The sequence below is a fragment of the Kitasatospora sp. NPDC048540 genome, assembly GCF_040651175.1.
Classification (GTDB): Bacteria; Actinomycetota; Actinomycetes; order Streptomycetales; family Streptomycetaceae; genus Kitasatospora.
In genome coordinates this window covers 37591-63263 of sequence record NZ_JBEZIR010000002.1, presented here as the reverse complement: position 1 = coordinate 63263, position 25673 = coordinate 37591, and the positions used below count along the sequence as shown (strand labels likewise).

Sequence of the window (25673 nt, the reverse complement as noted above, 5' to 3'; positions counted from 1 at the left end):
GGACCATGCAGCACCGCACCGTCAGCGACGTGATGACCCGCCGGGTCGTCACCGCACGGCCCGGCACGCCGTTCAAGGAGATCGCCGAACTCCTCGATCGCAACGGCATCACCGCCGTCCCGGTCGTGGACGACCGGAACCACCCACTCGGCGTCGTCTCGGAGGCGGACCTGCTCCGCCGGCAGGCCCGCCTCCCCGATCCCCAAGGCCACACCGGCCCACTGCACGGGCAGCCGGACAGTCTGACCGGGGCGGAGACCGCGGAGAGCCTGATGACCAGCCCGGCCGTCTGTGCGCGCCCCGGATGGAGCGTCGTCGAAGCCGCCCGGACCATGGACCGCGAGAGGATCAAGCGCCTCCCGGTCGTCGACGAGACCGAACGGCTCACCGGCATCGTCAGCCGCTCCGACCTCCTCCGGCTCTTTCTCCGGCATGACACGGCCATCCGCGAGGAGATCAGCCGTGATGTTCTGGACCGAACCCTGAACCTCGCCCCCGGCACGGTGCAGGTCGCCGTCCATGAGGGTGTCGTCACCCTTTCCGGGAGAGTGGAACGGCAGGACCTGCTCCCCGTGATCGAACGTCTCTGCGCCTCGATCGACGGTGTGGTCTCCGTCCACCAGACCATCGCCCGGCTCCGCGACGACATCGGAGCCCCGCAGCGGCCCAGCACCCACGAGGGCCTCGGCTCCCCTGCCCGTCACGGCTGACGGCGGGCCCGGACGCCAAACATGATGGCGGTACATGAGCATGCGGCCGGCGCCCCCGTGCGGGCCGGGAGAACGAGGCACGGGCCAGTACTGCGTGCAGCACGCGTCCTGCCCGGTCGTCGTGATCCGCCACGACGCAGAGTGAAGCCCGGCTCAGGAGGCCGACCTCCCCTCCGCGGACACGGTAGGCAACCCCGGCGCAAGCGCTGTCCCGCAGCCACGCCGGACCGTCCGGCCCACGATTGGGGCCGGTGGGCCCATGTCCGGCGGCCCCGCGCGGAGCAGCATGGAGGCAAGATCGAACAACGGGACGGGGCCGAGGCGCGCGGCGGTCCGCAGCGCCCGACCGGAAGGGACCTACCGGCCATGACCGCCAGCGACATCACCGTGCAGCGCCGGACCAAGCGGTGGACCCTGCATCTGCAGCTTTTCGAGGAGGACGACATCACCACGGCGCACGTCGTCCTCGACACCGGTGACAACACCCTTCGCAGCCGCGGCCTCGCACGGCGCGGCCCGCACGACCCTGCCGTCCCCGAGATCGGCGACGAGTTCGCGGCCGGACGCGCCTTGGTCGACCTCGGCCACCAGTTGCTGCGCGCGGGAACCTCCGACGCCGCCGCGTCCGACCCGCCCCGCACGCATGACACCGCGTAGGCCGTCCATCCGAGGACGGGAGAACCGGAAGAGGGAGCTGTCCGCCATGCCCGAGCAAGCCCTGACCCTGGAACAGCTGAGGTTCCTGGCCGCCGCGGCGAGCGCGGCGCCCTCCCTGCACAACAGCCAGCCCTGGCTCTTCGTCCCGATGCCCGACTCGCTCGGCCTGCGTGTCCACAGCGACCCGGGGCGCGCCCTGCCGCTCATCGATCCGGACGGCCGGGCGCTGCACATTTCGGTGGGCGCGGCCCTGTTCAACCTGCGCGTGGCCGGACTGCGGCTCGGCCGGGACCCGCAGGTGCGGCTGCTGCCCGACCCGGACGAGCCGGGGCTGGCGGCCACGGTCCGCCTCTCCGGACCCGCTCCCACGCCGTCTCCGTACGGACCGGACCTCTACGAGGCGATCGGGCTGCGCCACTCCAGCCGCCAGCCCTTCGCCAATCGTGACGTTCCCGAGGCGGTCATCGGTGAGCTGACGGCGGCGGCCCTCGGCGAAGGCGCGGTGCTCTCATCGCTGGAGGAGGACGGGGTGCGCCGGGTGCTCGCCCTGACCGCCGACGCCGAACGCCGCACCGGAGCCGACCTGGCGCGGATGGCCGAGACCCGGAGCTGGCTGCGTCTGGACGGGCCGGCCGAGGACGGGATCCCGGTCGCCGCCCTCGGTCCCCAGGACCACGACGCCCGCGTACCCGTGCGCGCTTTCACCCCTGGGGCATCGGCCAGCACACCGTCCCAGCGCTTCGAGGCGCTGCCGCAGCTGGCCACGCTCACCACCCACGGCGACCGGCCGGCGGACTGGCTCCGCGCCGGCCAGGCCCTGCAACGCGTCTGGCTGTTGGCGACGGCCGACGGTCTGCGCGTCTCCGTGCTGCACCAGGCCGTCGAATGGCCCGACACCCGCTGGGGCCTGCGCGACCCGGATGACGGCATCGGCCACGTCCAGCTCGTCCTGCGTCTCGGCTACGGGCCGCCCGGACCCGTCACCCCGCGCCGGCCGGTCGAGGAGATCCTCGACCTGACCGGCTACCGGCAGCCCGCCGCGCGCGGAGAGTCCGCGTGCTGACGCACGGACCAGGTGCAGGCCGTGGGCCCGGCGGTGGCCGGGGCCGCCTTCGGGCACCGGTCCGCCACCCACCCGGATCCGTACCGGAACAAGGAGGTTCACCATGGCGGGCACGGCTGATCGTGGACAGACCATCGTGGTCGGCGTCGACGGCTCGCCCTCCTCGCGAGCGGCGCTGCGCTGGGCCCTGGCGCAGGCGAGGCTCGAAGGTGCCGCGGTCGAGGCCGTGACCGCCTGGGACTTCCCGCCCCTCAGCGGCTGGGGGCTGACGATCCCGGGGCCGCAGATCGAGGAGGCGGCCCGCCTGGCGCTGGCCGACACCGTGGAGCAGGAGCAGGAGGGGGACGCGCCCGGGCCGCCGGTCCCGGTCCGGCAACGGACCGAGTACGGCCACCCGGCGGACGTCCTGCTGCAGGCCGCCGGCGGAGCACACCTGCTGGTGGTCGGGACCAGGGGCCTCGGCGGCTTCACCGGCACCCTGCTCGGATCGGTGAGCCGCCACTGCGTGGAACACGCACCCTGTCCCGTGGTCGTCGTGCGCACCACCGGCACCTGACGGACGGAGGCACCGTGGACGGACCGATCGTCGTCGGGTTCGACGGATCGCCGGAGAGCCTGGCCGCTGCCGACTGGGCGGCCCGCGAGGCCCTGCGGTGCCGGCTGCCCCTGGAATTGACGCAGGCCTGGCCGTGGACGCAGCCGTACGTCCTCGGGAGCGAGGAGGCGGAGCGGTGGGGCCGGCAGCGGCTGGCCGAGAAGGCGGCCGAACTGCGGACGGCGCTGCCGGGGCTCGAGGTGAGCGCCGTCCATCTGCCGGACAGCGCACCCGCCGTGTTGGAGGCCGCCGGGAGGAGTGCCGCGATGCTGGTTCTCGGCTCGCGCGGCCTCGGCCCGTTCCGGGGGTTCCTGATCGGCTCGGTGAGCCAGGAAGTGCTCGGCCGGGCCGGCTGCCCGGTGGTGCTGGTGCGCGCGGACGACGCCGCGCCGGCCGAGCACCTCCCGGCGGCCGGCGGGGGCCCTTCGACCGTGACCCCGCTGCGGGAGGTCGTCCTCGGGCTGGACCTCCGGCACCGCTGCGACGGGCTGGTGGCCTTCGCCTTCCGGAGCGCCGCACTGCGGTCGGCGCCGCTGCGGGTCGTGCACGCCTGGGCTCCGCCGCACGGCAGCGAGTACCTGGCCGCTGCGGCGGCCCGCTCCCTGGGGAGGGACCTGTCCGCGGTCGAACACCGGTCACTCGCGGACGCCCTGGAACCAGGACGGGAACGGTTCCCGCTGGTGGACGTGGTCGAGGAGGTGACCCCGGGCAGCGCCGCCCCCACGCTCCTGGCGGCGGCCGCGCAGGCCGGGTTGCTGGTGATCGGCCGCCGCACCCGGCACGCGGCGGCCGGCCCGCGCCTCGGACCGGTGGCGCACGCCGCGATCCACCACGCGCCCTGCCCCATCGCCGTCGTCCCGTACCGGGAAGCCCCTGACGCTGTCGACAGAGCGGTGTCGGGCGGGCAGGGGACGGACCTGACCGGACCCCCGAGAGGTGAGTGATCGTGCAGGCGGTGATCGTGTACGAGAGCGTGTACGGCAACACCCGAGCCGTGGCCGAGGCGATCGCCGACGGCCTGCGGGGTGCCCGGCCGGACGCCGTGGTGAGCTGCGTTCCAGTGGCCGGGGCGGGGCCGGACGTCACCGGCGATTCCGACCTCCTCGTGGTCGGCGGGCCCACCCATGTGTACGGGATGAGCTCGGGGCCGAGCCGAAGGTTGGCCCGGTTCGCCGCCGCCGAGGTACCCGGAGAGGGCGAGCCGCAGCCACCCGGCCCGGAGGCCGACGCCGGCCCCGGGCTGCGCTCCTGGTTCCGCTCGCTCCCGGCGGCCCCGCCGGGCACCCGCGCGGCGGCCTTCGACACCCGTGCGGACATGCTGGTCAGCGGTGGGGCCGCCCAGGGGATCGCCCGCAGGCTGACGCGCCACCGCTACGACCTGGTGGCCGAACTCAGCACGCTGCGCACGCTGGTGGCGTCCGGACTCGGGGTGGCCGTGGTGCCGAGCACGGGCGACGAAGCCACCCACGAAGGCCGCGCCGTGCGGGTGCCACTGGCGGATCCGGGGGCGCACCGGACGATCGGTGTGGTGGTGCCGGCACAGGGGCCACGAGCCGCCGTGGTGGCGCGGTTCTACGCGTACGTCCGCTCCACGGCCCGACCCCGGCCGGGCAGGTCTGCTGACCATCACCTGTGACCTGCGACGATACGTTCCGAGCATGGCGTGCTGGTCCTCTCGGCCGAGGAGCACCTGGTGTGCACCGCACGGCACTACGTCTCGGCCGTACTGGCGGGCTGGGGCGTCGCCGACGGCGCCCGGGACGCGGCCGTCCTGATCGTTGGTGAACTTGCCGCCAACGCCGCCGCGTACGGCGGGGCGCGGATGTCGGTGAGCCTGTCCCTGTGCGAGCGGGCGCTGTGCGTCGAGGTGTCGGACTTCGGCGCCGTCCCGCCCGCGCGCGCGTGCCGCCGCCCTCCCCGCGAGGAGGGCGAGCACGGGCGCGGGCTGGCCATCGTGCACCACCTCGCGGACTGGGTCGAGACCACTGCGGCGAGCCGCCGCTGCACCGTCCGGGCGGGCCTCGACCTCACCTGCGAGTCCACCTCGAAGGAGACCTGACGGTCCTCGACCCGCGCCACGCCCGCTGCTGGCTCGGCCGCCTCGGGGCCCTTCCCTCGTACCGGCCCACCCGTCCGGGCCACAGGGCCTCGGCCCCGGACCGGGCCTTCGCAGCTACGCCCTCGGCATCCTGCGCGAGGTCAGGCTCGCACGGAGCTGATGCTGTCGTTCCAGTCGAAGCCCTGCTCCGGCCCGTAGTTCACGTCGCCGGTCCGGCTCGGAGCCGGTCGCAGCGAGCGGAACCGGGTGCGGCCGAGTGCGCCGACCTGGAACGTATGACCGCGGAAGCCTGCGTCCTCGTAGATCTTCCATTGCTGAGGAGTGATCACTCGATCAACGCGCAGCGTGACGAACCGTCACGCGCACCTGCCCCTGACGCTCGAGCACTTCACAACGGGACACCGAGCAGCAGCAGGAGCGGGCCCGATCCCCGCCCAGCTGCCGCACCTGGCGCGCCGCACCCCGACGCCCGGGCCCGATGTCCGCCGAACGCGGCATCGGGTTTCCGGACACACGGGGTGGCGCCCACCTGGTCAGCGGACCGGGTGCAGGGCGGCGGTGTCGTCCGTGGGAACGTCGAGGCGGCTGTTCACGTCGATGACACCGTCCACGCTCCGGCACAGCCGTTCGACCACCGACACCAGGGCGCGGTTCTCGACCGTGCCGCTCAGGGTGACCCGGCCCTCGTCGACCCGGACGTCGACGCTGCCCGGGGCGAGCCCCAGGGTGCGGTCGAGGATCTCGTAGGTGATCTCCTCGTTGATGGCCCGGTCCTGGCGGAGGAAGACGCGCAGCAGGTCGCTCCGGCTGACGATGCCGACCAGGCGTCCGGCCTCGTCGACGACGGGCAGCCGCTTGAGGCGGTCGCGCTGCATCAGGCGGGCGGCCTCGACCACGGTCCACTCGGGCCGGGCGCAGACCGCCGGGCTGGTCATGAGGCCTTCGGCGGTGGCGGCGCGGCTTCGTGTGTGTTGGTCGGGGGACAGCTGCGGGGTGAGCAGGAGCCCGGCGGGGTCCTCCTGGGCGGCTTCGTTGAGCAGCAGGTCGGCCTCGGAGACCAGGCCGATCGGCCGCTCCTCGTGGTCCAGGACGGGCACGGAGGTGATGTCGTGTTCGGCGAGCAGGCGGGCGATCTCCTTGAAGCCGGTGTCGGGCCGGACGGGCACGACGGCCCGGGTCATCAGCTGTCCCACGATGCGGTGTCGCATGGTCGGCTCACTCCTTGTCTGGTGCCGGCGGCCTCAGGGCCGCGTGGTCGGGTCTTCAGGTCGTCGAGTGGCGGACCACGACGACGGGGCACGGTGCGTGCTGCACGCAGTGGCCGCTGACGGAGCCCAGCAGTGCGCCGACGAAGCCGCCGTGGCCTCGGCTGCCGACTACCAGGAGGTCGGCGCCCTGAGCTGCCTCCAGCAGGCAGGCCACGGTTCCGCTCAGCACCACCCGGGGGTGGATCTCGACCGGACAGTTCGGGCCGGTTACCTGCGTGATGGCGTCGTCGAGCACCTTGCGGGCGATGCCTGCGATGTCCTCGGTGGCATCGATCGGCACTGTCCATCCGGTGGACACCGGGTACTGCCAGGCGGTGATCGCCTCGATGACGGCGCCGCGGGTGCGGGCCTGGTCGACGGCCCAGCACAGCGCGTCGAGCGAGGACGGCGATCCGTCCACGCCGACGACGATCCGCCGCTGGGGTTCGTTCTGCGCAGTCACGATTCTTCTCCCTGTCGTTGTGGTCGTCTCCACCATCGGTCGGCCGGCACGTGGTGGCGAAGGGCCGAGGGGGCCGTCGTGCCGGGACCTTCAGCCCCGGTGCGGCGCGACTGCCGCACCGGGGACCGACAGGCCTGTCGAACGGGGGCCATGAGTCCCTGTCACCGCTGCGGCCGGTGCGCTGCAGTTGGTGCGCGGGACCAAGCCTCCACCGAGGCGGCCGCGGCCCAGGGAGGCACGCATGGAGCGCGAGGGGCCGGCCATCGAGCTGGCCGGACTGAGCAAGTACTACGGCCGCAAGGCGGGTGTGGACCACCTCGACCTCACCGTGCGGCGGGGTGAGATCTTCGGGTTCCTGGGCCCCAACGGCGCCGGGAAGACCACGACCATCCGCTGCCTGGTGGGTCTGCTGCGGCCGAACACCGGACGGATCCGGCTACTGGGGCTGGACCCGGTCGCCGACCACCGGCGCTTGGCCCCGCGGATCGGGTACCTGCCGGGAGAGCTTCGTCTGTACCCGGAGCTGACCGGTGCTCAGACACTACGGCTGCTCGGGGATCTTCAGCGCGCCGCGACATCCCGGCGTGCGGAGCTGTGCGAGCGGCTCGGGCTGTCGTCCGCCGATCTGGCCCGGCCGGTTCGGGAGTATTCGCGCGGTATGAAGCAGAAGCTGGGCCTGGTCCAGGCGCTCCAGCACGATCCCGAACTGGTGGTGCTGGACGAGCCCACCGAAGGCCTGGACCCGCTGGTCCAGGAGGTCTTCTTCGCACTGCTGGAAGAGGCCACGCACGCGGGACGTACGGTCCTGCTGTCGAGCCACGTACTGCCGGAGGTACAGCGGGCCTGCGGCCGGGTGGCGCTGGTGCGGGCGGGGCGGCTGGTCGCAGTACGGTCGGTGTCCACTCTGCGGGAGGAGCGCGCCAGGCGGGTGCGGCTGGTCCTGGCCGACGGCCGGGGTGCCCGCGGTCTCGGGCTGGCGGAGCACTGGTCACCGCGCTGGCACGGGGACGAGGTCCGTCTGCTCGTCCCGCCGGCGGAGCTGGTCGCGGGACTGCGCGAGGTCCTGGCTGTGCTGCCGGTGGCGGACCTGTCGGTGGAGGAGGCCGGGCTGGACGAGGCGTTCCTCGACCTGTACCGGCAGGACGTCGAAGCAGCGGAGGTACGGTCATGAGGGCCCGGTTCCCCTTGTTCTGGCTGGCTCTGCACCGGCGCCGCAGGATGCTGGCATTCCTTGCAGCGGGCATGGTCGTCTTCGAGGCGCTGATCGTGGCCGTCATCCGGGCGGTGCCGCCGACCCAGCTGTTCGCCGGGACCGGCCCGACCGGACCCGACGCGTTGAAGGCGTTCTCCGGATCGACCGGTGACGTCTCCATCGCCAGCTACCCCGGTCTGCTCGGGGCCGGTCTGGTGCACCCGTTCTGGATCGCCATGCAACTGACGGCGATCGGCTCGCTCGCGGCGGCGGCAGTCGCGGCGGACGTCGAGTCCGGCGCCGTCGAGCTGCTGATGGTCCGCCCGGTCTCCCGCCTGCGACTGCTCGCCGAACGGGCCGCCGCCGTGGTCGCGGCCTCACTGGCACTCAACGTCGCCGCCACGCTGGCGGTCGCCGGCGGCGTGGCCCTCTCCCCCGCCCTCCACCACGCGGTCCCTCTGCGCGGCGTGCTCGCCGCCGGCCTGGCGGGGTGTGCGTTCACGCTCTGCCTGTCCGGTCCGGCCCTGGCCGTCTCAGCTGCTGCCCGCCACCGGGCCCAGGTGATCGGCGCCACCATCGCGTTCGGCGCCGTCGGCTTCGCCGTCAACTTCATCGCCATGGCGTGGCACCCGGCCGCGCCACTGCGATACCTGAGCCCGTTCCACTACTACACGCCAGGTGACGCACTCGCCCACGGAACGATCCCCTGGGGCCCGTTCGCCGCCCTGGTGGCCGTCGGGTTCGCCGGGATCGCCGCCGCGGTCCCTCTGCTGCTGCGCCGGGACCTGGCTCCCTGAGCACCACACCGCCCGCGGCCGCAACGGCTTCGGGCCGCCCTGAGGTGTTCGACCGAAGTATCGCCGGCTCCTCCTGGCTGCTCACCCATCGTGATCAACCGCCGGCCGGTCCACCGGCAGTCCGAGGACGTGTCCGTCCGGTGGGGCTCTGTCCTCCTCCCTCCTCGGCCTCGACCGGCAGCCCCCGTCCGTCCCCAAGGGCCGGCACGGCCCGCACGTCGGGGACGGGCCGCCGCTGGGCCGCCGTCCCGCTCGTGCGTGCCCGCCCCTGGCTCGCTGCCCCCCACTGCACCCGCACCGCCGTGGTCGGCCGCGACACGATCGCCGTCGGCCACGGCGTTTTGCGTTGCTCGGGTCCCGGCCGCTGTCCCGCAACCATGACCCCGGTTCCGAACCGGCCGGGGAGGCGCGTCACGGACTGCCCTCGTCGTCGTCCGAAATCACGTGTCCGGAGCCCGGCGCCACGTCGCCGATCCGTCAGTGGCACGCGGCGCGGGCACGACGAAGCTTCCCGGTCGGTCGACGAGCCGCGAAGCTCGTCCGTACCGGGGAGCAGACGGGACAGGCGTGATCAGACGGCGTGCAACCCGTGGGCGGCGAACACCGCGCGAGCCGCGGCCTCCTGGTCGCGGGTCGGGGTCGGCGTGTCGGCGAGGGTGAACTCCAGGCCCAGCGCGCGCCATTTGGCGGTGCCGAGCCTGTGGAAGGGCAGCACGTCGACCCGGGCGACGTTGCCGAGGGATGCGGCGAAGGCGGCGACGCCCTCGATGTTCTCGGGAAGGTCGGTGAGCCCCGGGACGAGCACGAAGCGGACCCAGACCTCGGTGCCGAGGCCGGCCAGGCGGCGGGCGAAGTCCAGGGTGGGAGCGAGTCGCTGCCCGGTCAGGTGCCGGTACAGCGCGCGGTCCCAGGACTTGATGTCGAGCAGGACGAGGTCGGTGTCGGCGAGCAGCGCGTCGGTGGCGCGGGAACCGAGGAAGCCGGAGGTGTCCAGGGCGGTGTGCAGGCCGAGTTCGTGCTTGAAGCGGTGCAGCAATTCGCCGGTCAGATTCGGCTGGAGCAGCGGCTCGCCGCCGCTGATCGTCGCTCCGCCACCAGAGGCGCGGATGAACGCGGTGTACTTGGCGGCCTCCTGGACGATGTCGTCGGCAGTGGCGCGCCGGCCGTCGCGCAGGTGCCACGTGTCGGGGTTGTGGCAGTAGAGGCAGCGCAGCGGGCAGCCGGCGAGGAAGGCGACGAAGCGCGTCCCCGGGCCGTCGACGCCGGTCGACAGGTCCCAGGAGTGCAGCATGCCGGTCACCGGGCAGGACGGGGGTGCGGCTTCGCCGGCCGAGGCGGCGACGGTGGTTTCGGTCATTCCGGTTCTCCTTGCACAGAGGCGCGGGGCCGACGCCCGTGGTCAGGGAGGGCGTCGGCACCGCGTGCGGGTGGGCGCTGCTACAGCGCGCTGTGGAAGGTGCGGCCGATCACGTCGAGTTGCTGCTTGCGGGTGAGGCGGACGAAGTTGACCGCGTAGCCGCTGACCCGGATGGTCAACTGGGGGTACTTCTCGGGGTGTTCCATGGCGTCGAGCAGGGTGTCGCGATTGAGGACGTTGACGTTCATGTGGAAGCCTCGGCAGGTGGTGTAGCCGTCGAGCACGCCGACCAGGTTGGCGATCCGCTCGTCGGCCGTGCGACCGAGCGCGTCGGGGGTGACGGTGTTGGTGAGGGAGATGCCGTCCTCGGCCTGGTCGTAGGGGAGCTTGGCCACGGACAGGGCAGCGGTGACGTAGCCGTGGCGGTCGCGGCCGTTCATCGGGTTGGCGCCCGGGGAGAACGGTTCTCCGGCGCGCCGGCCGTCGGGGGTGGCGCCGGTCATCCTGCCGTAGACGACGTTGGAGGTGATGGTCAGTACGGACTGGGTGTGCTCGGCGCCGCGGTAGGTGGGATGCTTGCGGACCTTCTCCATGAACTCCTCGACCAGCCGTACCGCGATGGCGTCGGCGCGGTCGTCGTTGTTGCCGTAGGCCGGGTACTCGCCCCCGACGAGGTAGTCGACGGCGAGTCCGGTGTCGTCCCGCACCGGGTGGACGGTCGTGTGCTTGATGGCGGAGAGCGAGTCCGCCGCCACCGCGAGGCCGGCGATGCCGCAGGCCAGGGTGCGCCGGATGTCGCGGTCGTGGAGGGCCATCTCCAGGCGCTCGTAGGCGTACTTGTCGTGCATGTAGTGGATGACGTCCAGTGCGTGGACGTAGGTGGCCGCCAGCCAGTCGAGCTGCTGGTCGAGTTTGGCGAGCACCTCCTCGTAGTCGAGGACGTCGCCGCTGAGCGCGCCGGTGGCGGGGCCGACCTGGGCACCGGAGATCTCGTCCCGGCCGCCGTTGATCGCGTAGAGGAGGGTCTTGGCGAGGTTGACCCGGGCACCGAAGAACTGCATCTGCTTGCCGACCGGCATCGCGGAGACGCAGCAGGCGATGGCGGTGTCGTCGCCGAAGCGCGGGCGCATCAGCTCGTCCGACTCGTACTGGATGCTGGAGGTGTCGATCGACACCCTGGCGCAGAACTCCTTGAACCCGGCCGGGAGTTTCGGTGACCAGAACACGGTCAGGTTCGGCTCCGGAGCCGGGCCGAGGTTGTAGAGGGTCTGGAGGTAGCGGAACGAGGTGCGCGTCACCAGCGGGCGGCCGTCCTCGCCGATGCCGCCGATGGACTCGGTGACCCAGGTGGGGTCGCCGGAGAACAGCTCGTCGTACTCGGGGGTGCGCAGGAAGCGCACGATCCGCAGCTTGATGACGAAGTCGTCGATCAGCTCTTGCGCCTGCTCCTCGGTCAGCCGGCCTGCTTCGAGGTCCCGTTGCAGGTAGACGTCGAGGAAGGTGGACGTGCGGCCGAGCGACATCGCGGCGCCGTTCTGCTCCTTCACGGCGGCCAGATAGGCGAAGTAGAGCCACTGGACCGCTTCGCGGGCCGTCGCGGCGGGGCCGGAGACATCGTGTCCGTAGCGCGCGGCCATCTGCTTCAGCTCGCCCAACGCCTTGATCTGTTCGGCGAGTTCCTCACGCTCCCGGATGGTCTCCTCCAGCCGCGCCGGATCGTGCGGCAGGTGGTCCAGTTCGGCCTTCTCGGCCCGCTTCACCTCGATCAGCCGGTCCACGCCGTACAGCGGCACCCGGCGGTAGTCGCCGATGATCCGGCCGCGGCCGTAGGCGTCGGGGAGGCCGGTGATGACGCCGGCCTTGCGGGCGGCGAGGATCTCGGGCGTGTAGGCGTCGAAGACGCCGTCGTTGTGCGTCTTGCGGTACTCGGTGAAGACCTTCTCCAGCTCCGGCGAGACCGGGTAGCCGTAGGTCTTCAAGGCGCCGACGACCATCCGCCAGCCGCCGTAGGGCATGATCGCGCGTTTGAGCGGGGCATCGGTCTGCAGCCCGACGATCAGCTCCCGCTCCCGGTCGATGTATCCGGGCGCGTGCGCGGTGATGCCGGCGGGCACGTCGTGGGCGACGTCGTACACCCCCTTCGCCCGTTCCTCGGGGAAGCGGTCGGTGATCTGCTTCCAGACCGCGAGGGTTCGCCCGGTGGGCCCGGCCAGGAAGGTGCCGTCGCCCTCGTAGGGGGTGTAGTTGTGCTGGATGAAGTCGCGCACGTCCACGGCTTCGCGCCACCGGTCGCCCTGGAATCCGTGCCAGGCGGCCGAAGTCCCGTGCTGCTGTGTGGTCATGGTCGGTCTGTCCTTCTCGCTCGGGTGGTGGTCAGGACCGGTCGCCGTAGTAGGCCAGGCGCATCAGCTGCTGTATGTCGGCGAGCAGCGGCATCCGGGGGTTGGCCGGGGCGCACTGGTCCTCGTAGGCGTTCATCGCCTGCTTCGGCAGGGCCGCGAGGAAGGCCGTCTCGTCGACTCCGGCTTCCTTGAAGGAGCGCGGGATGCCCACCCGGTCGCGCAGTTCCTCGACCGCGGCGGCCAGGGACTCGACGCCCTGCTCGGGGGTGCCGGCGGCCAGGCCGAGCATCCGGGCGATGGCCTGGTAGCGCTCGGGGGCCACGTAACTGCGGTACTTGGGCCAGCCGGTGACCTTGCCCGGGGCCGTGCCGTTGTAGCGGATGACGTGGGGCAGCAGCAGCGCGTTGGTGCGGCCGTGGGCGACGTGGAAGGTCGCGCCGAGGGTGTGGGCCATGGCGTGCACGACGCCGAGGAAGGCGGAGCCGAAGGCCATGCCGGCTATGGTGCCGGCGTTGTGCATCTTCTCCCGGGCGACGGGGTTGGCCGGGCCGTCGGTGACGGCCTGCTCCAGGTTGTCGAAGATCAGTCGGATGCCGTGCAGGGCCAGGCCGTCGGTGAAGTCGTTGGCGTAGACCGAGACGTAGGTCTCGATGCAGTGGGTGAGGGCGTCGAAGCCGGTGTCGGCGGTGACGTCCTTGGGCAGGCGGGCGGTCAGCGCCGGGTCGACGATGGCGACGCTCGGGGTGAGCGCGTAGTCCGCGAGCGGGTACTTCTGCCCGGTGGCGGTGTCGGTGATCACCGCGAACGGGGTGACCTCGGCTCCGGTGCCGGAGGTGGTCGGGATGCACACCAGTTTCGCCTTCTCGCCCAGGTCGGGGAAGGTGAAGGCGCGCTTGCGGATGTCGAAGAACTTCTCCTTCAGGTCGGCGAAGTCGACCTCCGGGTGCTCGTACATCAGCCACATCACCTTGGCCGCGTCCATCGGCGAGCCGCCGCCGAGCGCGATGATGGTGTCGGGGCGGAAGTCGCGCATCAGCTCGGCGCCCCGCCGGACGGTGTCGATGCTCGGGTTGGGCTCCACGAAGTCGACGACCCGGACCTCGACAGGTTCGCGGCGGCGGTCCAGGATGCCCCGGACCCGTTCCAGGTGACCGATCTCCACCATGGTCCGGTCGGTCACGATGACGATCCGGTGGGCGTTCGGCATGCTCGCCAGGTACGTGATGCTGTTGCGCTCGAAGTAGATCTTCGGCGGGACCTTGAACCACTGCATGTTGGTGTTGCGCCGCCCGATCCGCTTGATGTTCAGCAGGTTCGGTGCCGAGACGTTCCCGGCCACGGAGTTGTGCCCGTAGGAGCCGCAGCCCAGGGTCAGCGAGGGGGTGAAGGCGTTGTAGACGTCGCCGATGCCGCCCTGCGAACTGGGGGCGTTCCAGATGATCCGGCACGCCTTGACGGCGTGGCCGAACTCCTCGACGAACGCCGCGTCCTCGGTGTGCACCGCTGCCGAGTGCCCCAGCCCGTTGAACTCCACCATCGCCGCAGCCAGTTCGAGGCCCTCGCGGCGCGAGGCCGCGGTCAGCACGGCCAGCACCGGGCACAGCTTCTCCCGGGTCAGCGGCTCCGCCGGCCCGACCCGCTCGACGTCCACCAGGATCACCGAGGTGTCGCCCGGTACCTCGAACCCGGCCGAGGCCGCGATCTCCGGGGCACTGCGGCCCACCACGTCGGCGTTCAGCCGCTCCCCCGCGCAGGAACTCCCCTCGCCTGCGCCGAACAGGTAGCGCTCCAGCAGCACCTTCTCCTCGGCGCTCGCGTGGTGCGCCTTCAGCGTGCGGAACTCTGCCAGCGTGGTGTCGCGGATCTCCGCGTCCAGGATGACGGCCTGTTCGGAGGCGCAGATCATGCCGTTGTCGAAGGTCTTCGACAGCACGATGTCGTTGACGGCCCGCTTCAGGTCGGCACTCTTCTCGACGTAGGCGGGGACGTTGCCGGCGCCGACTCCGAGGGCCGGCTTTCCGCAGGAGTACGCGGCCCGGACCATCGCATTGCCGCCCGTGGCCAGGATGGTGGCCACGTCCGGGTGGTTCATCAGGGCGTGGGTGGCCGCCATCGACGGTTGCTCGATCCACTGGATGCAGGAGGCGGGTGCTCCGGCCGCCACCGCGGCGTCCCGCACGATCCGGGCCGCCTCTGCCGAGCAGCGCTGCGCCGCGGGGTGGAAGGCGAACACGATCGGGTTGCGGGTCTTCAGCGCCAGCAGGCACTTGAAGATCGTGGTGGAGGTGGGGTTGGTGACCGGGGTGATGCCGGCGACCACGCCGACCGGCTCGGCGATCTCCACGATCCCGTCGATCTCGTCCCGGCGCACCACCCCGACGGTCTTCGTCCGGGCCATCACGTGGGTGACGTTCTCGCAGGCGAAGACGTTCTTGACGGCCTTGTCCTCGAACAGGCCGCGCCCGGTCTCCTCCACCGCCAGCGCCGCCAGTGCGGTGTGCTGGGCCAGTGCGGCCAGGGACGCCTTCTTGACGATGTGGTCGACCTGCTCCTGGGTGAAGTCGGCGTACTCCCGGAGAGCCATCAGCGCGTCGGCGACCAGGGCGTCGACGGCGGTGGTGCTGGCCGGGGCGGGGGCGGGAGGATTCGGTTCCTCGGCCTGCGGGCGGCGGGGCATGGCGGGACCACCTTTCGGTTCTTCATCCGGGGATCGTGCGCTGGCGGACGTCGCTCGCGCTTCCACCCACAGCCTTCCCGAGCGGCGCCGCGTACGGAGGCGGCCGTTGGGGTATGCCTTCGGGCCGAAGGTCCCCTCGTCCACCGGCTGTCTGGGTCACCGGGCCCGGGGCCGGACGCGACGGCGGCCGTGGCAGGACCTGGTGTCGGTCCTGCCACGGCCACGATGGCGCTGTCGGTCAGTCGTGCGGCACCACCGCGACCGGGCCGTGCGTGTGGTGGAGCACCGCATGGGCCACGGCGCCCAGTCCGGGCACGGCCGGCCGGATCTTGGGGGTCCGTCGGCCCACCACCACCAACGAGGCGCTGCGGGCGGCCTCCACCAGTGCCTTCCCGGCCGGCCGGCCGGTCACCTCGGCCTCGACGCGCACCCCGGGGAACTTCTCCCGCCAGGGCGCCAGCGCGTCCTGAAGCCGGACCAGCGCTTCCGCCGCCAAGGCCTCCGTGATCTCAGGGGGGTCGATCGGAGCCGCCGTCACGTACCCTCCGGTGGGCAGGCTCCGGCTCTCCAGCGCCCGCAGCTTCGCTCCGCGTTCGGCAGCCTGCTCGAAGGCGAAGCCGAGTACCTCGGCACAGGGCCGCGCGCTGTCCACCCCCACCGCCACGTCCGACCTCGCCACGTCGCCGTCCGTGCCCGTCCGGACCAGAACCACAGGGCAGGCGGCGTGCGCCGCCGCGCGCAGCGCCACCGATCCGACCAGCGCTCCGGCAAGCCCGCCGAGCCCGCGCGAACCGAGCACCAGCAGACCCTCCCGGTGCCCGGCGGCAGCCAACGCATGGGCCGGGTGGCCGGGTACGTGCTCGCAGGAGATCTCCAGGTCCGGCAGCACGTCCGCGAGGCGGTCCCGCAGTTCGAGCACCGGCCGGGGCAGCGACTGCGCCAAGTCCTCGGGCTCCGCCGACAACGCCGGCTCCGTTCCACCGGCGTGGATCATCCGCAGCGCCCGGCCGCTCCGGTGTGCCTGGTAGGCCGCCCACTCGGCCGCCGCCGCGCTCTGCGCCGATCCGTCGACTCCCACCACCACCGCGTGAGACATGATCACGACCTCCTTCGTTTCTGTGGTCGCGGACCGACGTGCGCGACCTCGTGTCTGACGGACAGCCTCACCGTCGGCGAAGGCCGGCCATAGAGGCCGAGCAGCCCCCTGACCGGTCCCGAAGGTCCCGGTCAGGGACCGCGCTCATGCCTCGGGCACGACCGCCACCGGGCAGTCGGCGTGGTGCAGGACGGCGTGGGCCACCGGTCCGAGCGGGCCGACCCGATCCGCCGGGCGGCGGCCGAGCACCAGCAACCGGGCCTTGGCGGACGCCTCCACCAGCGCCGGGCCCGGCGCGGCGCCCTCGGTGTCCGCGATCACCTCGACCTCGGGATGAGCCGCCTTCCAGGACCCCAGGACCCGGTCGAGCAGCGCGCTCTCACCGCTGTGGCCCTCGCATGCCCCCACCGGATCCGCCCCGGCATGCACGACCCGCAGCGGCAAGCCGTAACTCTGAGCGGCCAGGAAGGCGAAGAGCAGCGCCGCCTCGGCGGGACGGCGGGCGTCCAACCCCAGCACCACCTGCTCGCGCGGATGCATGCCCGGGCCGTTCGCCGGGAGCAGCACCGTGGGACTGTTGGCCCGGGCGGCGATGTGCAGCGCGGTGGAGCCGACGCGAAGCTCCGGGAAGCCGCCGATGCCGCGCGCCCCGAGGACCAGCAGCTCGGCGTCCTCGCCTGCGGCGACCAGCGCCGAGGTGACGACATCGTGGACCTCCTCGGTGCGGACCAGCAGCTGCGGGTGGCGTACCGCGAGGACGTGCCGGACCTCGTGGAGCAGGTCACCGGCGGGCCGGGTCTGCCGACTCCAGCTGGGGAGCAGGTGCGGCATGAGGGGCAGGGCGTGCAGCACGCGCAGCGGGCGGCCGCGCAGCAGCGCCTCCTGTGCGGCCCACTCGGCGGCCACCAGGCTGGCGTCGGAGCCGTCGACGCCGACAGTGACGGGCAGGTCCATGGTGATCTTCTCCTTCCGGTGGAGCACCGTTCGGTCCGGGTCAGCTGCCCGGCTGCCAGTCGGCGACCTCGGGCAGGTCGGTGCCGTGTTCGCGGATCCAGTCGTGGTGCCGGCTGCGCTGATCGGCCATCTGCTGGCGGACGCCGGCGGCTCGCACGGCGAGGCCGGGGACCCGGTCGATGACGTCCATGACCAGGCGGTAGCGGTCGAGGTCGTTGCGCACGACCATGTCGAAGGGTGTGGTGGTGGTACCGGACTCCTTGTAGCCGCGGACGTGCAGGTGCGGGTGGACGGTACGGCGGTAGGCGAGGCGGTGGATCAGCCAGGGATAGCCGTGGTAGGCGAGGACCACCGGCTTGTCCCGGGTGAACAGGGCGTCGAACTCGGCGTCGGGCATGCCGTGCGGGTGCTCCTCGGCGGGCATCAGCCGGGCCAGGTCGACCACGTTCACCACGCGCACCCGCAGGTCCGGCAGGTGACGGCGCAGCAACTGTGCGGCGGCGATGACCTCCTGGGTCGGTACATCACCGGCGCAGGCGAGCACCACGTCCGGCTCGCCGCTGCCGTCGTCGCTGCCGGCCCACTCCCAGATCCCGGCACCGCGCGCGCAGTGGGCACGGGCCTCCTCCAGGCTCAGCCAGTCGAAGCAGGGCTGCTTGCCGGCCACGACGACGTTGACGTAGTCCCGGCTGCGCAGCACGTGGTCCGCGGTGGCGAGCAGGGTGTTGGCGTCCGGCGGGAAGTAGACGCGCACGGCCTCGGGGCTCTTGCTGAGGACGTGGTCGACGAAGCCGGGGTCCTGGTGCGAGAAGCCGTTGTGGTCCTGGCGCCAGACGTGTGAGGTGAGCAGGTAGTTGAGCGAGGCGATCGGGGCGCGCCAGGGGATCTGCCGGGTGGTGCGCAGCCACTTGATGTGCTGGTTGACCATCGAGTCGACGATGTGGACGAACGCCTCGTACGAGGAGAACAGGCCGTGGCGGCCGGTGAGGAGGTAGCCCTCCAGCCAGCCCTGGCAGGTGTGTTCGGAGAGGATCTCCATGACCCGGCCGTCGCGGGCCAGGTGCTCGTCGACCGGCAGGGTGTCGGCCTGCCATGCCTTGCCGGTGGCGGCGTAGACGGCCTGGAGCCGGTTGGAGGCCGTCTCGTCCGGTCCGACCAGGCGGAAGTCCCGGCGCCCCGCGGTGTCGGCCATGACCTGTTCGAGCAGGTCACCGAGCACCCGGGTGGGTTCGTGCACGCTCGCGCCGGGCTTGTCGACCGGGACGGCGTAGCGCTCCAGCTCGGGCAGGGGCAGGTCGCGCAGCAGCAGGCCGCCGTTGGTGTGCGGGTTGGCACCGAGACGGCGACGGCCCTCGGGAAGGCAGGCGAGCACCTGTTCGGTGGGGCTCCCGTGCTCGTCGAACAGGTCCTCGGGGCGGTAGGAGCGCAGCCAGGCTTCCAGTTGCGCGAGGTGGGCGGGGTTGGTGCGGACCTGGTCGAGCGGCACCTGGTGGGCGCGCCAGGTGCCCTCCACCGGCACACCGTCCACCTCGTGCGGGCCGGTCCAGCCCTTGGGAGTGCGCAGGACGATCATCGGCCAGTGCGGGCGCCGGGTGGCGCCGAGGGTTCGGGCCTCGTACTGGATGGCGGCGATCTTGTCGAGGGCGGTGTCCATGGCGGCGGCCATCGCGTGGTGCACGGCCATCGGGTCCGTGCCGGTGACGTACAGCGGGTCGTGACCGTAGCCGCGCAGCAGGGCGTCGAGTTCCGCCTCGGGCAGGCGGGAGAGCACCGTCGGGTTGGCGATCTTGTAGCCGTTCAGGTGCAGGATCGGCAGCACCGCGCCGTCGTGCACCGGGTCGAGGAACTTGTCGCTGTGCCAGGAGGCGGCGAGCGGGCCGGTCTCCGCCTCGCCGTCGCCGATCACGCAGGCGACCAACAGGGCGGGGTTGTCGAAGGCGGCACCGTAGGCGTGCGAGAGGGCGTAGCCGAGTTCGCCGCCCTCGTGGATGGAGCCGGGGGTCTCGGGCGCGACGTGGCTGGGCACCCCGCCGGGGAAGGAGAACTGCCGGAACAGCTTCGCCATGCCGTCGGCGTCCCGGGTGACGGACGGGTAGGTGTCGGTGTAGCTGCCGTCCAGCCAGGAGCCGGCCAGCACCGCCGGGCCGCCGTGGCCGGGGCCCCAGACGCAGATGGCGTCCAGGTCACGCCCGGAGATCACCCGGTTGAGGTGCGTGTACACGAGGTTCAGGCCCGGCGAGGTCCCCCAGTGGCCCAGCAGCCGGGGCTTGATGTGCTCCGGGCGCAGCGGCTCGCGCAGCAGCGGGTTGGCCATCAGGTAGATCTGGCCGGCCGCCAGGTAATTGGCGGCCCGCCAGTGAGCGTCGAGCGCCCGCAGTTCGGCCTCGGTCGGCTCTGTGGGCGTTGAAGCGGTCACCGTCATGGCGGCGGTCTCCTCGGGGATCGGTCGACTTCGCTGGCCACCGACGGCGGCCCACCCATCGTCACGCGGCGCACCCGGCCGGGCACAGGGCCGACCGGGTCATGGCCCGACACCGGGGAGAGGGACTTGCGGCCCAGCCGAACCTCCCGCGCACCGCGGGCGGCGCGTGATGGGCCGTGATGCCGAGGACGAATGGCTCTGGAGCGGGGCCGGTCGGCCCACGCGCCGACGCCGGCGCTGACACAGGCTTGCGGCACGCCCTGCCGATCGTCGCAGGCGGCCCTCAGCGAACGAACGGAACACGACATGATCGACAGCGGACGTCAGACGAAGGCCTACCTGGTCGGCGGCGGGATCGCCGCCCTGGCCGCCGCGGCCTTCCTGATCCGGGACGGCGACGTCCCCGGTGAGAACATCCACATCCTGGAGCAGCTTCCGCTCGCGGGCGGTTCCCTCGACGGTGCGGGCTCACCGGATCAGGCGTACGTGACGCGCGGCGGGCGGATGCTGGAGGACGAGGCGTACACCTGTCTGTGGAACCTGCTGGAGACGATCCCCACCCTGGACGACCCGAAGGTCTCCGTCCGCCAGGAGATCGTCGACTTCAACCGGGCGTGGCCGACCGACGCCAAAGCCCGGCTGATCGACCGCGACCACCGGATCGTCGACGCCGCCCGCCTCGGCCTCACTGCGCACGACCGCATCGAGCTGACCCGGCTGCTGGTCCTGCCCGAGGCGGTGATCGGTGCCCGCCGGATCGACGAGTTCTTCTCCGAGCATTTCTTCACCACCAACTTCTGGGCGATGTGGCGGACCACCTTCGCGTTCCAGAACTGGCACAGTGCCATCGAGCTCAAGCGCTACCTGCTGCGGTTCCTCCAAGAGTTCCCGCGCATCCACACCCTGGCCGGGGTGCGCCGCACCCGTCTCAACCAGTACGACTCGATCGTGCGGCCGCTCACCGCGTGGCTGCTCGAGCACGGGGTGCGTTTCGAGCACTGCGTCACCGTCACCGACGTCGACTTCACCGAGCACGACGGCATCCGCCGCGCCGAGCGCCTGCACCTCGACCGCGAGGGACAGCACGAGGAGGTCGAACTCGCCGACCTCGACCTCGCGTTCATCACGCTCGGTTCGATGACCGCCGACACCTCCTACGGCGATGACCACATCGCGCCCGAGCTGGTCCGCGACAAGCGCGACGGCAGCTGGACGCTCTGGGAGACCCTGGCCCGCAAGGCACCGGACTTCGGCCGGCCCGCCGTCTTCAACGGCAGCATCCCCGAGGCCGCCTGGGAGTCCTTCACCCTCACCATGCGCAGCCCCGCCCTGCTGAAGCGGATCGAGGAGTTCAGCGGCAACGCCCCGGGCACGGGCGCCCTGATGACCTTCAAGGACTCACCCTGGCTGCTGTCGATCGTGGTGCCCCGCCCGCCGCACTTCGACGGCCAGCCTGACGACGTCTTCACCCTGTGGGGCTACGGCCTGTTCACCGACACCCCCGGCGAGCACACCGGCAAGGCCATGGCCGAGTGCACCGGGCAGGAGATCCTCACCGAACTCCTGGGCCAGCTCGGCTTCGAGGACATCGCCGAGGAGGTCAGCGCCACCACGACCGTCACCACGGTGATGATGCCCTACATCACCAGCCAGTTCGCCCCGCGCACCGTGCACGACCGCCCGCGCGTGATCCCGCACGGCGCCCGCAACTTCGCCTTCCTCGGTCAGTACGTCGAGATCCCCGACGACGTCGTCTTCACCGTCGAGTACTCCGTGCGGGGCGCCATGCACGCCGTCTACCAGCTGCTCGGCCTCAAGCTTCCCGTCCCGCAGGTCCACCACGCCCTGTCCGAACCCGCCACGGCCCTGCGGGCCCTGCGGACCGCCTTCGCGTGAACACCCCGCAGCCGGGCCGGTGCCCAGCACAGGGACCTTCGACCCCTGCGCCGGGCGCCGGCCGGCCCTGGCCCGGCAACCCCCGCCCACGAAGACTGGCCCGACACGACCACACGTCCCACGCACCCCACTCCGGAGAGGATTCACCCATGGCCGACCACCTGCTCGCCGCGATCGACGGCTCGGCACAGAGCATCGCCGCCGCCCGCTGGGCAGCCGACGAGGCCACCCGCCACGGCCTTCCGCTGCGCCTGGTCCACGCCCAGACCTGGCTCGACGACCTCCACACCGACCCCGGCCTACCGGCCGATGTCCGCGCCCTGACCACGCGCATGCTCTCCGACGCCAAGCAGGCGATCCGGACCACCCATCCGAGCCTGGAGATCCGCGCCGAGCTGATCGGCGGCGGCGAGCCGGTCGACGTCCTGGTCGACGCGGCCGCCGATGCTCGCATGCTGATCCTCGGCTCCCGCGGGCTCGGCGGCTTCGGTGCACTCATGGTCGGCTCCATCGGTCTGGCCCTCGCCGCCCGCAGCGAAGTCCCCACCGTGCTGGTCCGCTCCGACGCGACCGACCGCCCCGCCGGGCCCGACGGACCCGAGGTGGTCGTCGGCATCGACACCCGCGAGCCCGCTGCGGACGTCCTCGACTTCGCCTTCCGCGAGGCCGCCCGGCGCAGGGCGGTGCTGCGCGCCGTGCACGGCTGGACGCCGCCGCCGGTGTGGGGCTACGCCGGCTGGGTGACGCCACAGCCCGAGGCCGAGCAGTTCCGGGCGATCGAGGACGAACTCCTCACGCTGGCGATGACCGGCTGGCAGGAGAAGCACCCCGAGGTCGTGGTGGTCCAGGATTGCCGGATCGGCAGCGGCGCCGCAGCCCTGATCGACGCCGGCGCCGACGCGGACCTCCTCGTGGTGGGCCGCCGACGGCGCCCGCACCACCACGCCGGCATGCGGCTCGGGCCGGTCGCCCACGCCGTACTCCACCACGCGCAGGCACCGGTCGCCGTCGTCCCGCACGACTGACCCGCGCACCCCCTCGGGGGCGGTGGACTCCGGCATGCCCGGTTGTCCGCCGCCCCCTGTTCGCGTACACCGCTGGACCCTCCGGGCGACGCTGCGATCCCAGCCCCCGGGCCGCTTGGCACTGGCGTAGGCGGTCATGAAGGGGGAGGAGAGGCGGGCCAGGCTGCTGGAGACGGTGATGATCAGCCCGTTGTGCTGGCGGCGCACGGGCGGGAGGGTGGCGCGGAGGACGCGCCAGGGGCCGAGGACGTTGACATCGTAGATGTGGGCGAGGTCCTGGGGAGCGAAGCTTTCGCTGGGGCGGAGGTCGACCTGGAGGCCGGGCTGAGGGGGTGACGGTGCCGTGGGTACGGGCGGCGTCAGAACTTGCCGTTGTCGTTGCGCCGGTCGGCTCGTGGTGCGGGATGGTCCCCAGGACGTCCCGGTGCTCGACGAGCTTGTCGTCCTCGACGCGGAACAGGTCGTACAGGGCGGCGAGAACGGCGGCGCCCCACTGCTGGCCACCACCGGCCCGCAGGCCGAGCCGGTGCCCGGGCTGGCGGTGAGCACGCTCGACGTGCCGCGGTTCGCCGTGGCCGACGCGGACTGCCACCGGCTGCGGCAACGTGCTGTACCACCGCGACGACGGCCGCTGGAGCCTCATCAGTCGCGTGCTGTAGGGAGCACGGGACAGGCTGCCGGACCGTCAGGGTCCTGCCGGCGGCGCCGGCCAGGAAGGTGCCGTCGCCCTCGTACGGGGTGAAGTTGCACTGGATGAAGTCGCCCACGTCGACGGCGTCCCGCCACCGGCGGCCCTGGGAGCCGTCCCAGGCGATGTCCTCGCCACCGTGGTGGTCCGCCGGCCGCCCGGGTACCCGTCCGCAACGTCCCCGGCTGCAGGGCCGTCGGTCCCTCAGTCGCGCGCACCGCCCTGCGCGATGTCCCGGCGGTTGAAGCCCCGGATGCCGATCGCGGCGAAGATCAGACCGACCCCGGCCAGCAGGGCGCAGTGGCTCCACCGGATGCCGTTGACGAGAGGTTCGCCTCCCAGGTACCAGTGGAACGGGGAGAGGTACTGGCTCCAGTGCAGGCCTTTGATCTGCGGGAGGAAGGAGTCACCCAGGTAGGAGACGACGGTCAGGTAGGCCCCGCCCACGGTCGCGTACGTGCGGCGGCCGGTCCAGGCTCCGATGCCGAAGGCGATCGAGGCGAAGCAGCAGCCGAACAGGACGAGCTGGAAGGTCATCGCGGCCAGGTTCGCCGTGCTCAGGGCCGTGAACCCCGCTGGCACCCGGATGGCCAGCTCGACGACCAGGAGAACCGCTCCGGCCAGGAGGATGGCGGACAGCACCGCGAGCCACCGGGACACGGCCAGCCGGACCCGGCCGACCGGGTGGGCCAGCACCAGCTCGAGCGTTCCGGCCTCCTCGTCCCCCGCGATCGCTCGGGCGCCGGCCGAGACGGCGAAGACGGCGAGCAGGATCGGGACGAGCAGCCCGTAGACCGTCGATCCGAAGTACCCCGCCGCGGTGCCGTAGTCCTGTAGGTGGAACGCCTCGCGCAGGGCCTCGGGGAACGAGTCGATCGCGCCGGCCAGGCCCGAGTTCCCGCCCATGACCGGCCACATCAAGGAGTACATGGCCGCAACCGCGGTGATCGACAGCGCCCAGCCCAGGAAGCCGCGCCGGTTGTCCCTCAGGTACTTGCGCAGGACGGTGACGCTCATGATGCCGGGCCCTTCGTTCCGTTCGTGTGAGAACCGTGCCCGTAGAAGGTGAAGAAGATCTCCTCCAGCTCCGGCTCCTCGGCCAGCAGGCCGGTCACCTCGAACCGGGCAGCGGTCTTCACCAGGGTGTCGGGACTGCCGGTGAGGATCGCCCGCAGCACGCGACCGCCGTCGGGCGTCCCGGTCACGGTGACGTTCTGCAGTCCGGGCAGCCGGTCGAAGACCGCGGTGTCGATCTCCGAGGCGAAGGTGATCTCGATCGTCCGGTGGGCCGACCGGCGCAGCTTCTCGACGTCCGCGACGGTGACCAGTTCGCCGTCACGGATGATGCCGACCCGTCGGCAGGTCCGCTGCACCTCGCTCAGCACGTGGGAGGACATGAAGACGGTCTGGCCGTTGCCGTCCGCCTCCTGCACCAGCTCGACGAACCGCTGCTGCAGGAACGGGTCCAGACCGCTGGTCGGCTCGTCCAGGATCAACAGCTCGGGTCTGTGCATGAACGCCTGGACGACGCCGATCTTCTGCCGGTTGCCCTTCGACAGGGTTCCGATCCGGCGGCCCAGGTCCAGGTCCAGGCGCTCGGCGAGTTCGGTGATCCTGGCGGCCGGGACACCGCCGCGCAGGTCGCCGAGGTAGGTCAGCGCCTCGTGGCCGGTCTGGCGGCCGTCGATCCGGAAGTCCCCGGCCAGGTAGCCGACCCTGCCGCGCGTCTTCGGGCTGTCGCGCGGATCGGCACCCAGGACGCGCAGCGAGCCGGCGGTGGGCCGGAGGAGGTCGAGCAGGAGCCGGATCGTCGTGGTCTTCCCGGCGCCGTTGGGGCCGAGGAAGCCGAACACCTGGCCGCGTTCCACGGCGAGGTCGAGGCCGGCCAGGGCGGTCCTGCCGGTGCGGGCGTTGCCGTACCGCTTGACCAGCCCGGTGGCCTCGATGGCGAGGTCGGTCATCGACTCTTCCTTCTCTCTTCCCGTCCAGTCGCGGATCCCCGGCCCGCCCGGAGCTCTGGCGGGGCCGGGGGCGGCGTCGCGTGGCACGGGCGCGGAACCCGGGGTTCCACGCGCCGCAGTCCCTGCGACGATGCCCCGGAAAGCGGTGCCGGGAACGCCGGGCGGGTCGGCGGCCGCGGAAAGGCCGGAGCCGGGGACGGCCCCCACGCCGTCCCCGGCTCTCTGGTGCCCGGTCTTGCCCCCACAGCAGCCGGGCCGGGCCCGCGCCTCTACAGCACGGGAGTGATAAGGCCCCGGTGACCGTCGTCGCGATGGTGGGGCACGTTGCCGCGGCCGGTGGCCGTGTCAGTGAAGAACACGACGGAAGGCCGCTCAGGTCCAGGCACGCGACCGAGTCGGCCACGGCGAGCCGCGGCTCGGCGAGCGGGCTCGCTGGCAGGCCCGGCACCGGTTCGGCCTGCGGGTCGGTGGT

22 protein-coding genes and 1 pseudogene are annotated in these 25673 nt (G+C 72.2%); 11 read left to right on the top strand and 12 right to left on the bottom strand.

Annotated features, from left to right (window positions below; genetic code table 11):
• The first annotated feature begins 5 nt into the window (after window positions 1-5).
• The 7 genes from AB0D08_RS02035 (at window position 6) to AB0D08_RS02005 (ending at window position 5084) form a co-directional block, all read left to right on the top strand.
• On the top strand, window positions 6-710 hold the full coding sequence (locus AB0D08_RS02035; protein WP_359885960.1) for a CBS domain-containing protein: 705 nt from the start codon (window positions 6-8) through the stop codon (window positions 708-710).
• Window positions 711-1076: 366 nt separating this feature from the next.
• A complete protein-coding gene (locus tag AB0D08_RS02030; RefSeq protein WP_051813888.1) occupies window positions 1077-1367 on the top strand; it encodes a DUF1876 domain-containing protein in 291 nt (96 codons plus the stop codon).
• A gap of 46 nt (window positions 1368-1413) precedes the next feature.
• Window positions 1414-2430 carry a hypothetical protein gene (locus tag AB0D08_RS02025; protein ID WP_051813889.1) on the top strand — a complete coding sequence of 339 codons (1017 nt, stop codon included), beginning with the start codon at window positions 1414-1416 and terminating at the stop codon, window positions 2428-2430.
• Between the two features lie 103 nt (window positions 2431-2533).
• The gene (locus AB0D08_RS02020; protein WP_033823932.1) at window positions 2534-2986 is read left to right on the top strand and encodes a universal stress protein; all 453 of its coding nucleotides are present in this window, start codon (window positions 2534-2536) and stop codon (window positions 2984-2986) included.
• A gap of 14 nt (window positions 2987-3000) precedes the next feature.
• The gene (locus AB0D08_RS02015; RefSeq protein WP_359885959.1) at window positions 3001-3969 is read left to right on the top strand and encodes a universal stress protein; all 969 of its coding nucleotides are present in this window, start codon (window positions 3001-3003) and stop codon (window positions 3967-3969) included.
• Window positions 3970-3971: 2 nt separating this feature from the next.
• Complete coding sequence (locus AB0D08_RS02010) at window positions 3972-4661, top strand: LysR substrate-binding domain-containing protein (protein ID WP_359885958.1); 690 nt, start codon at window positions 3972-3974, stop codon at window positions 4659-4661.
• Window positions 4662-4688: 27 nt separating this feature from the next.
• Window positions 4689-5084, top strand: coding sequence for an ATP-binding protein (locus tag AB0D08_RS02005; RefSeq protein ID WP_051813892.1), 396 nt, complete (start codon window positions 4689-4691; stop codon window positions 5082-5084).
• A 140-nt stretch (window positions 5085-5224) separates the two neighbouring features.
• Here the strand turns inward: AB0D08_RS02005 and AB0D08_RS02000 are convergent, their stop codons facing one another.
• The 3 genes from AB0D08_RS02000 to AB0D08_RS01990 form a co-directional block, all read right to left on the bottom strand.
• Complete coding sequence (locus tag AB0D08_RS02000; protein ID WP_359885957.1) at window positions 5225-5413, bottom strand: hypothetical protein; 189 nt, start codon at window positions 5411-5413, stop codon at window positions 5225-5227.
• A gap of 204 nt (window positions 5414-5617) precedes the next feature.
• Entirely contained in the window at window positions 5618-6292 is a 675-nt protein-coding gene (locus AB0D08_RS01995; protein WP_359885956.1) for a CBS domain-containing protein, read from the bottom strand.
• Window positions 6293-6347: 55 nt separating this feature from the next.
• Entirely contained in the window at window positions 6348-6794 is a 447-nt protein-coding gene (locus tag AB0D08_RS01990) for a universal stress protein (protein WP_051813893.1), read from the bottom strand.
• Between the two features lie 241 nt (window positions 6795-7035).
• Here AB0D08_RS01990 and AB0D08_RS01985 point away from each other — a divergent pair, with 241 nt between their 5' ends.
• The gene (locus tag AB0D08_RS01985; RefSeq protein WP_033823935.1) at window positions 7036-7965 is read left to right on the top strand and encodes an ABC transporter ATP-binding protein; all 930 of its coding nucleotides are present in this window, start codon (window positions 7036-7038) and stop codon (window positions 7963-7965) included.
• On the top strand, window positions 7962-8783 hold the full coding sequence (locus tag AB0D08_RS01980) for an ABC transporter permease subunit (RefSeq protein WP_359885955.1): 822 nt from the start codon (window positions 7962-7964) through the stop codon (window positions 8781-8783). The genes AB0D08_RS01985 and AB0D08_RS01980 overlap by 4 nt, the downstream gene beginning before the upstream one ends.
• Before the next feature lie 571 nt (window positions 8784-9354).
• Here AB0D08_RS01980 and pflA read toward each other — a convergent pair.
• From pflA to AB0D08_RS01950, 6 genes are all read right to left on the bottom strand, one after another.
• Window positions 9355-10074 (bottom strand): pyruvate formate-lyase-activating protein, encoded by a 720-nt coding sequence (gene pflA, locus AB0D08_RS01975; protein WP_033823965.1) that lies wholly within the window; start codon window positions 10072-10074, stop codon window positions 9355-9357.
• 146 nt (window positions 10075-10220) lie between these two features.
• Window positions 10221-12482 carry a formate C-acetyltransferase gene (gene pflB, locus AB0D08_RS01970; RefSeq protein WP_033823937.1) on the bottom strand — a complete coding sequence of 754 codons (2262 nt, stop codon included), beginning with the start codon at window positions 12480-12482 and terminating at the stop codon, window positions 10221-10223.
• A gap of 31 nt (window positions 12483-12513) precedes the next feature.
• Complete coding sequence (gene adhE / locus AB0D08_RS01965; RefSeq protein ID WP_359885954.1) at window positions 12514-15159, bottom strand: bifunctional acetaldehyde-CoA/alcohol dehydrogenase; 2646 nt, start codon at window positions 15157-15159, stop codon at window positions 12514-12516.
• A 238-nt stretch (window positions 15160-15397) separates the two neighbouring features.
• Window positions 15398-16255 carry a universal stress protein gene (locus AB0D08_RS01960; RefSeq protein WP_359885953.1) on the bottom strand — a complete coding sequence of 286 codons (858 nt, stop codon included), beginning with the start codon at window positions 16253-16255 and terminating at the stop codon, window positions 15398-15400.
• A 144-nt stretch (window positions 16256-16399) separates the two neighbouring features.
• Window positions 16400-17209 carry a universal stress protein gene (locus tag AB0D08_RS01955; protein ID WP_359885952.1) on the bottom strand — a complete coding sequence of 270 codons (810 nt, stop codon included), beginning with the start codon at window positions 17207-17209 and terminating at the stop codon, window positions 16400-16402.
• 40 nt (window positions 17210-17249) lie between these two features.
• Window positions 17250-19631: a phosphoketolase family protein gene (locus AB0D08_RS01950; protein WP_359885951.1), complete on the bottom strand. Its 2382-nt coding sequence runs from the start codon at window positions 19629-19631 to the stop codon at window positions 17250-17252.
• Between the two features lie 306 nt (window positions 19632-19937).
• Between AB0D08_RS01950 and AB0D08_RS01945 the strand changes: the two genes are divergently transcribed.
• Both AB0D08_RS01945 and AB0D08_RS01940 read left to right on the top strand, forming a co-directional pair.
• The gene (locus AB0D08_RS01945; RefSeq protein WP_359885950.1) at window positions 19938-21527 is read left to right on the top strand and encodes an oleate hydratase; all 1590 of its coding nucleotides are present in this window, start codon (window positions 19938-19940) and stop codon (window positions 21525-21527) included.
• A gap of 149 nt (window positions 21528-21676) precedes the next feature.
• A complete protein-coding gene (locus AB0D08_RS01940) occupies window positions 21677-22552 on the top strand; it encodes a universal stress protein (RefSeq protein ID WP_359885949.1) in 876 nt (291 codons plus the stop codon).
• A 126-nt stretch (window positions 22553-22678) separates the two neighbouring features.
• Here the strand turns inward: AB0D08_RS01940 and AB0D08_RS01935 are convergent.
• The 3 genes and pseudogenes from AB0D08_RS01935 to AB0D08_RS01925 form a co-directional block, all read right to left on the bottom strand.
• Window positions 22679-23056: pseudogene (locus AB0D08_RS01935) on the bottom strand (SDR family NAD(P)-dependent oxidoreductase); the annotation flags it as partial.
• A gap of 388 nt (window positions 23057-23444) precedes the next feature.
• Window positions 23445-24257 (bottom strand): ABC transporter permease subunit, encoded by an 813-nt coding sequence (locus tag AB0D08_RS01930; RefSeq protein WP_359885948.1) that lies wholly within the window; start codon window positions 24255-24257, stop codon window positions 23445-23447.
• Window positions 24254-25201: an ABC transporter ATP-binding protein gene (locus AB0D08_RS01925; protein WP_359885947.1), complete on the bottom strand. Its 948-nt coding sequence runs from the start codon at window positions 25199-25201 to the stop codon at window positions 24254-24256. The genes AB0D08_RS01930 and AB0D08_RS01925 overlap by 4 nt, the downstream gene beginning before the upstream one ends.
• Window positions 25202-25673: the final 472 nt, after the last annotated feature.

Coding starts and splice junctions, on each gene's coding strand:
- AB0D08_RS02035 (WP_359885960.1), top strand. CDS start 6: ATGCAGCACCGCACCGTCAGCGACGTGATGACCCGCCGGGTCGTCACC.
- AB0D08_RS02030 (WP_051813888.1), top strand. CDS start 1,077: ATGACCGCCAGCGACATCACCGTGCAGCGCCGGACCAAGCGGTGGACC.
- AB0D08_RS02025 (WP_051813889.1), top strand. CDS start 1,414: ATGCCCGAGCAAGCCCTGACCCTGGAACAGCTGAGGTTCCTGGCCGCC.
- AB0D08_RS02020 (WP_033823932.1), top strand. CDS start 2,534: ATGGCGGGCACGGCTGATCGTGGACAGACCATCGTGGTCGGCGTCGAC.
- AB0D08_RS01995 (WP_359885956.1), bottom strand. CDS start 6,292: ATGCGACACCGCATCGTGGGACAGCTGATGACCCGGGCCGTCGTGCCC.
- AB0D08_RS01985 (WP_033823935.1), top strand. CDS start 7,036: ATGGAGCGCGAGGGGCCGGCCATCGAGCTGGCCGGACTGAGCAAGTAC.
- AB0D08_RS01980 (WP_359885955.1), top strand. CDS start 7,962: ATGAGGGCCCGGTTCCCCTTGTTCTGGCTGGCTCTGCACCGGCGCCGC.
- pflA (WP_033823965.1), bottom strand. CDS start 10,074: ATGCTGCACTCCTGGGACCTGTCGACCGGCGTCGACGGCCCGGGGACG.
- pflB (WP_033823937.1), bottom strand. CDS start 12,482: ATGACCACACAGCAGCACGGGACTTCGGCCGCCTGGCACGGATTCCAG.
- adhE (WP_359885954.1), bottom strand. CDS start 15,159: ATGCCCCGCCGCCCGCAGGCCGAGGAACCGAATCCTCCCGCCCCCGCC.
- AB0D08_RS01960 (WP_359885953.1), bottom strand. CDS start 16,255: ATGTCTCACGCGGTGGTGGTGGGAGTCGACGGATCGGCGCAGAGCGCG.
- AB0D08_RS01955 (WP_359885952.1), bottom strand. CDS start 17,209: ATGGACCTGCCCGTCACTGTCGGCGTCGACGGCTCCGACGCCAGCCTG.
- AB0D08_RS01950 (WP_359885951.1), bottom strand. CDS start 19,631: ATGACGGTGACCGCTTCAACGCCCACAGAGCCGACCGAGGCCGAACTG.
- AB0D08_RS01945 (WP_359885950.1), top strand. CDS start 19,938: ATGATCGACAGCGGACGTCAGACGAAGGCCTACCTGGTCGGCGGCGGG.
- AB0D08_RS01940 (WP_359885949.1), top strand. CDS start 21,677: ATGGCCGACCACCTGCTCGCCGCGATCGACGGCTCGGCACAGAGCATC.
- AB0D08_RS01930 (WP_359885948.1), bottom strand. CDS start 24,257: ATGAGCGTCACCGTCCTGCGCAAGTACCTGAGGGACAACCGGCGCGGC.
- AB0D08_RS01925 (WP_359885947.1), bottom strand. CDS start 25,201: ATGACCGACCTCGCCATCGAGGCCACCGGGCTGGTCAAGCGGTACGGC.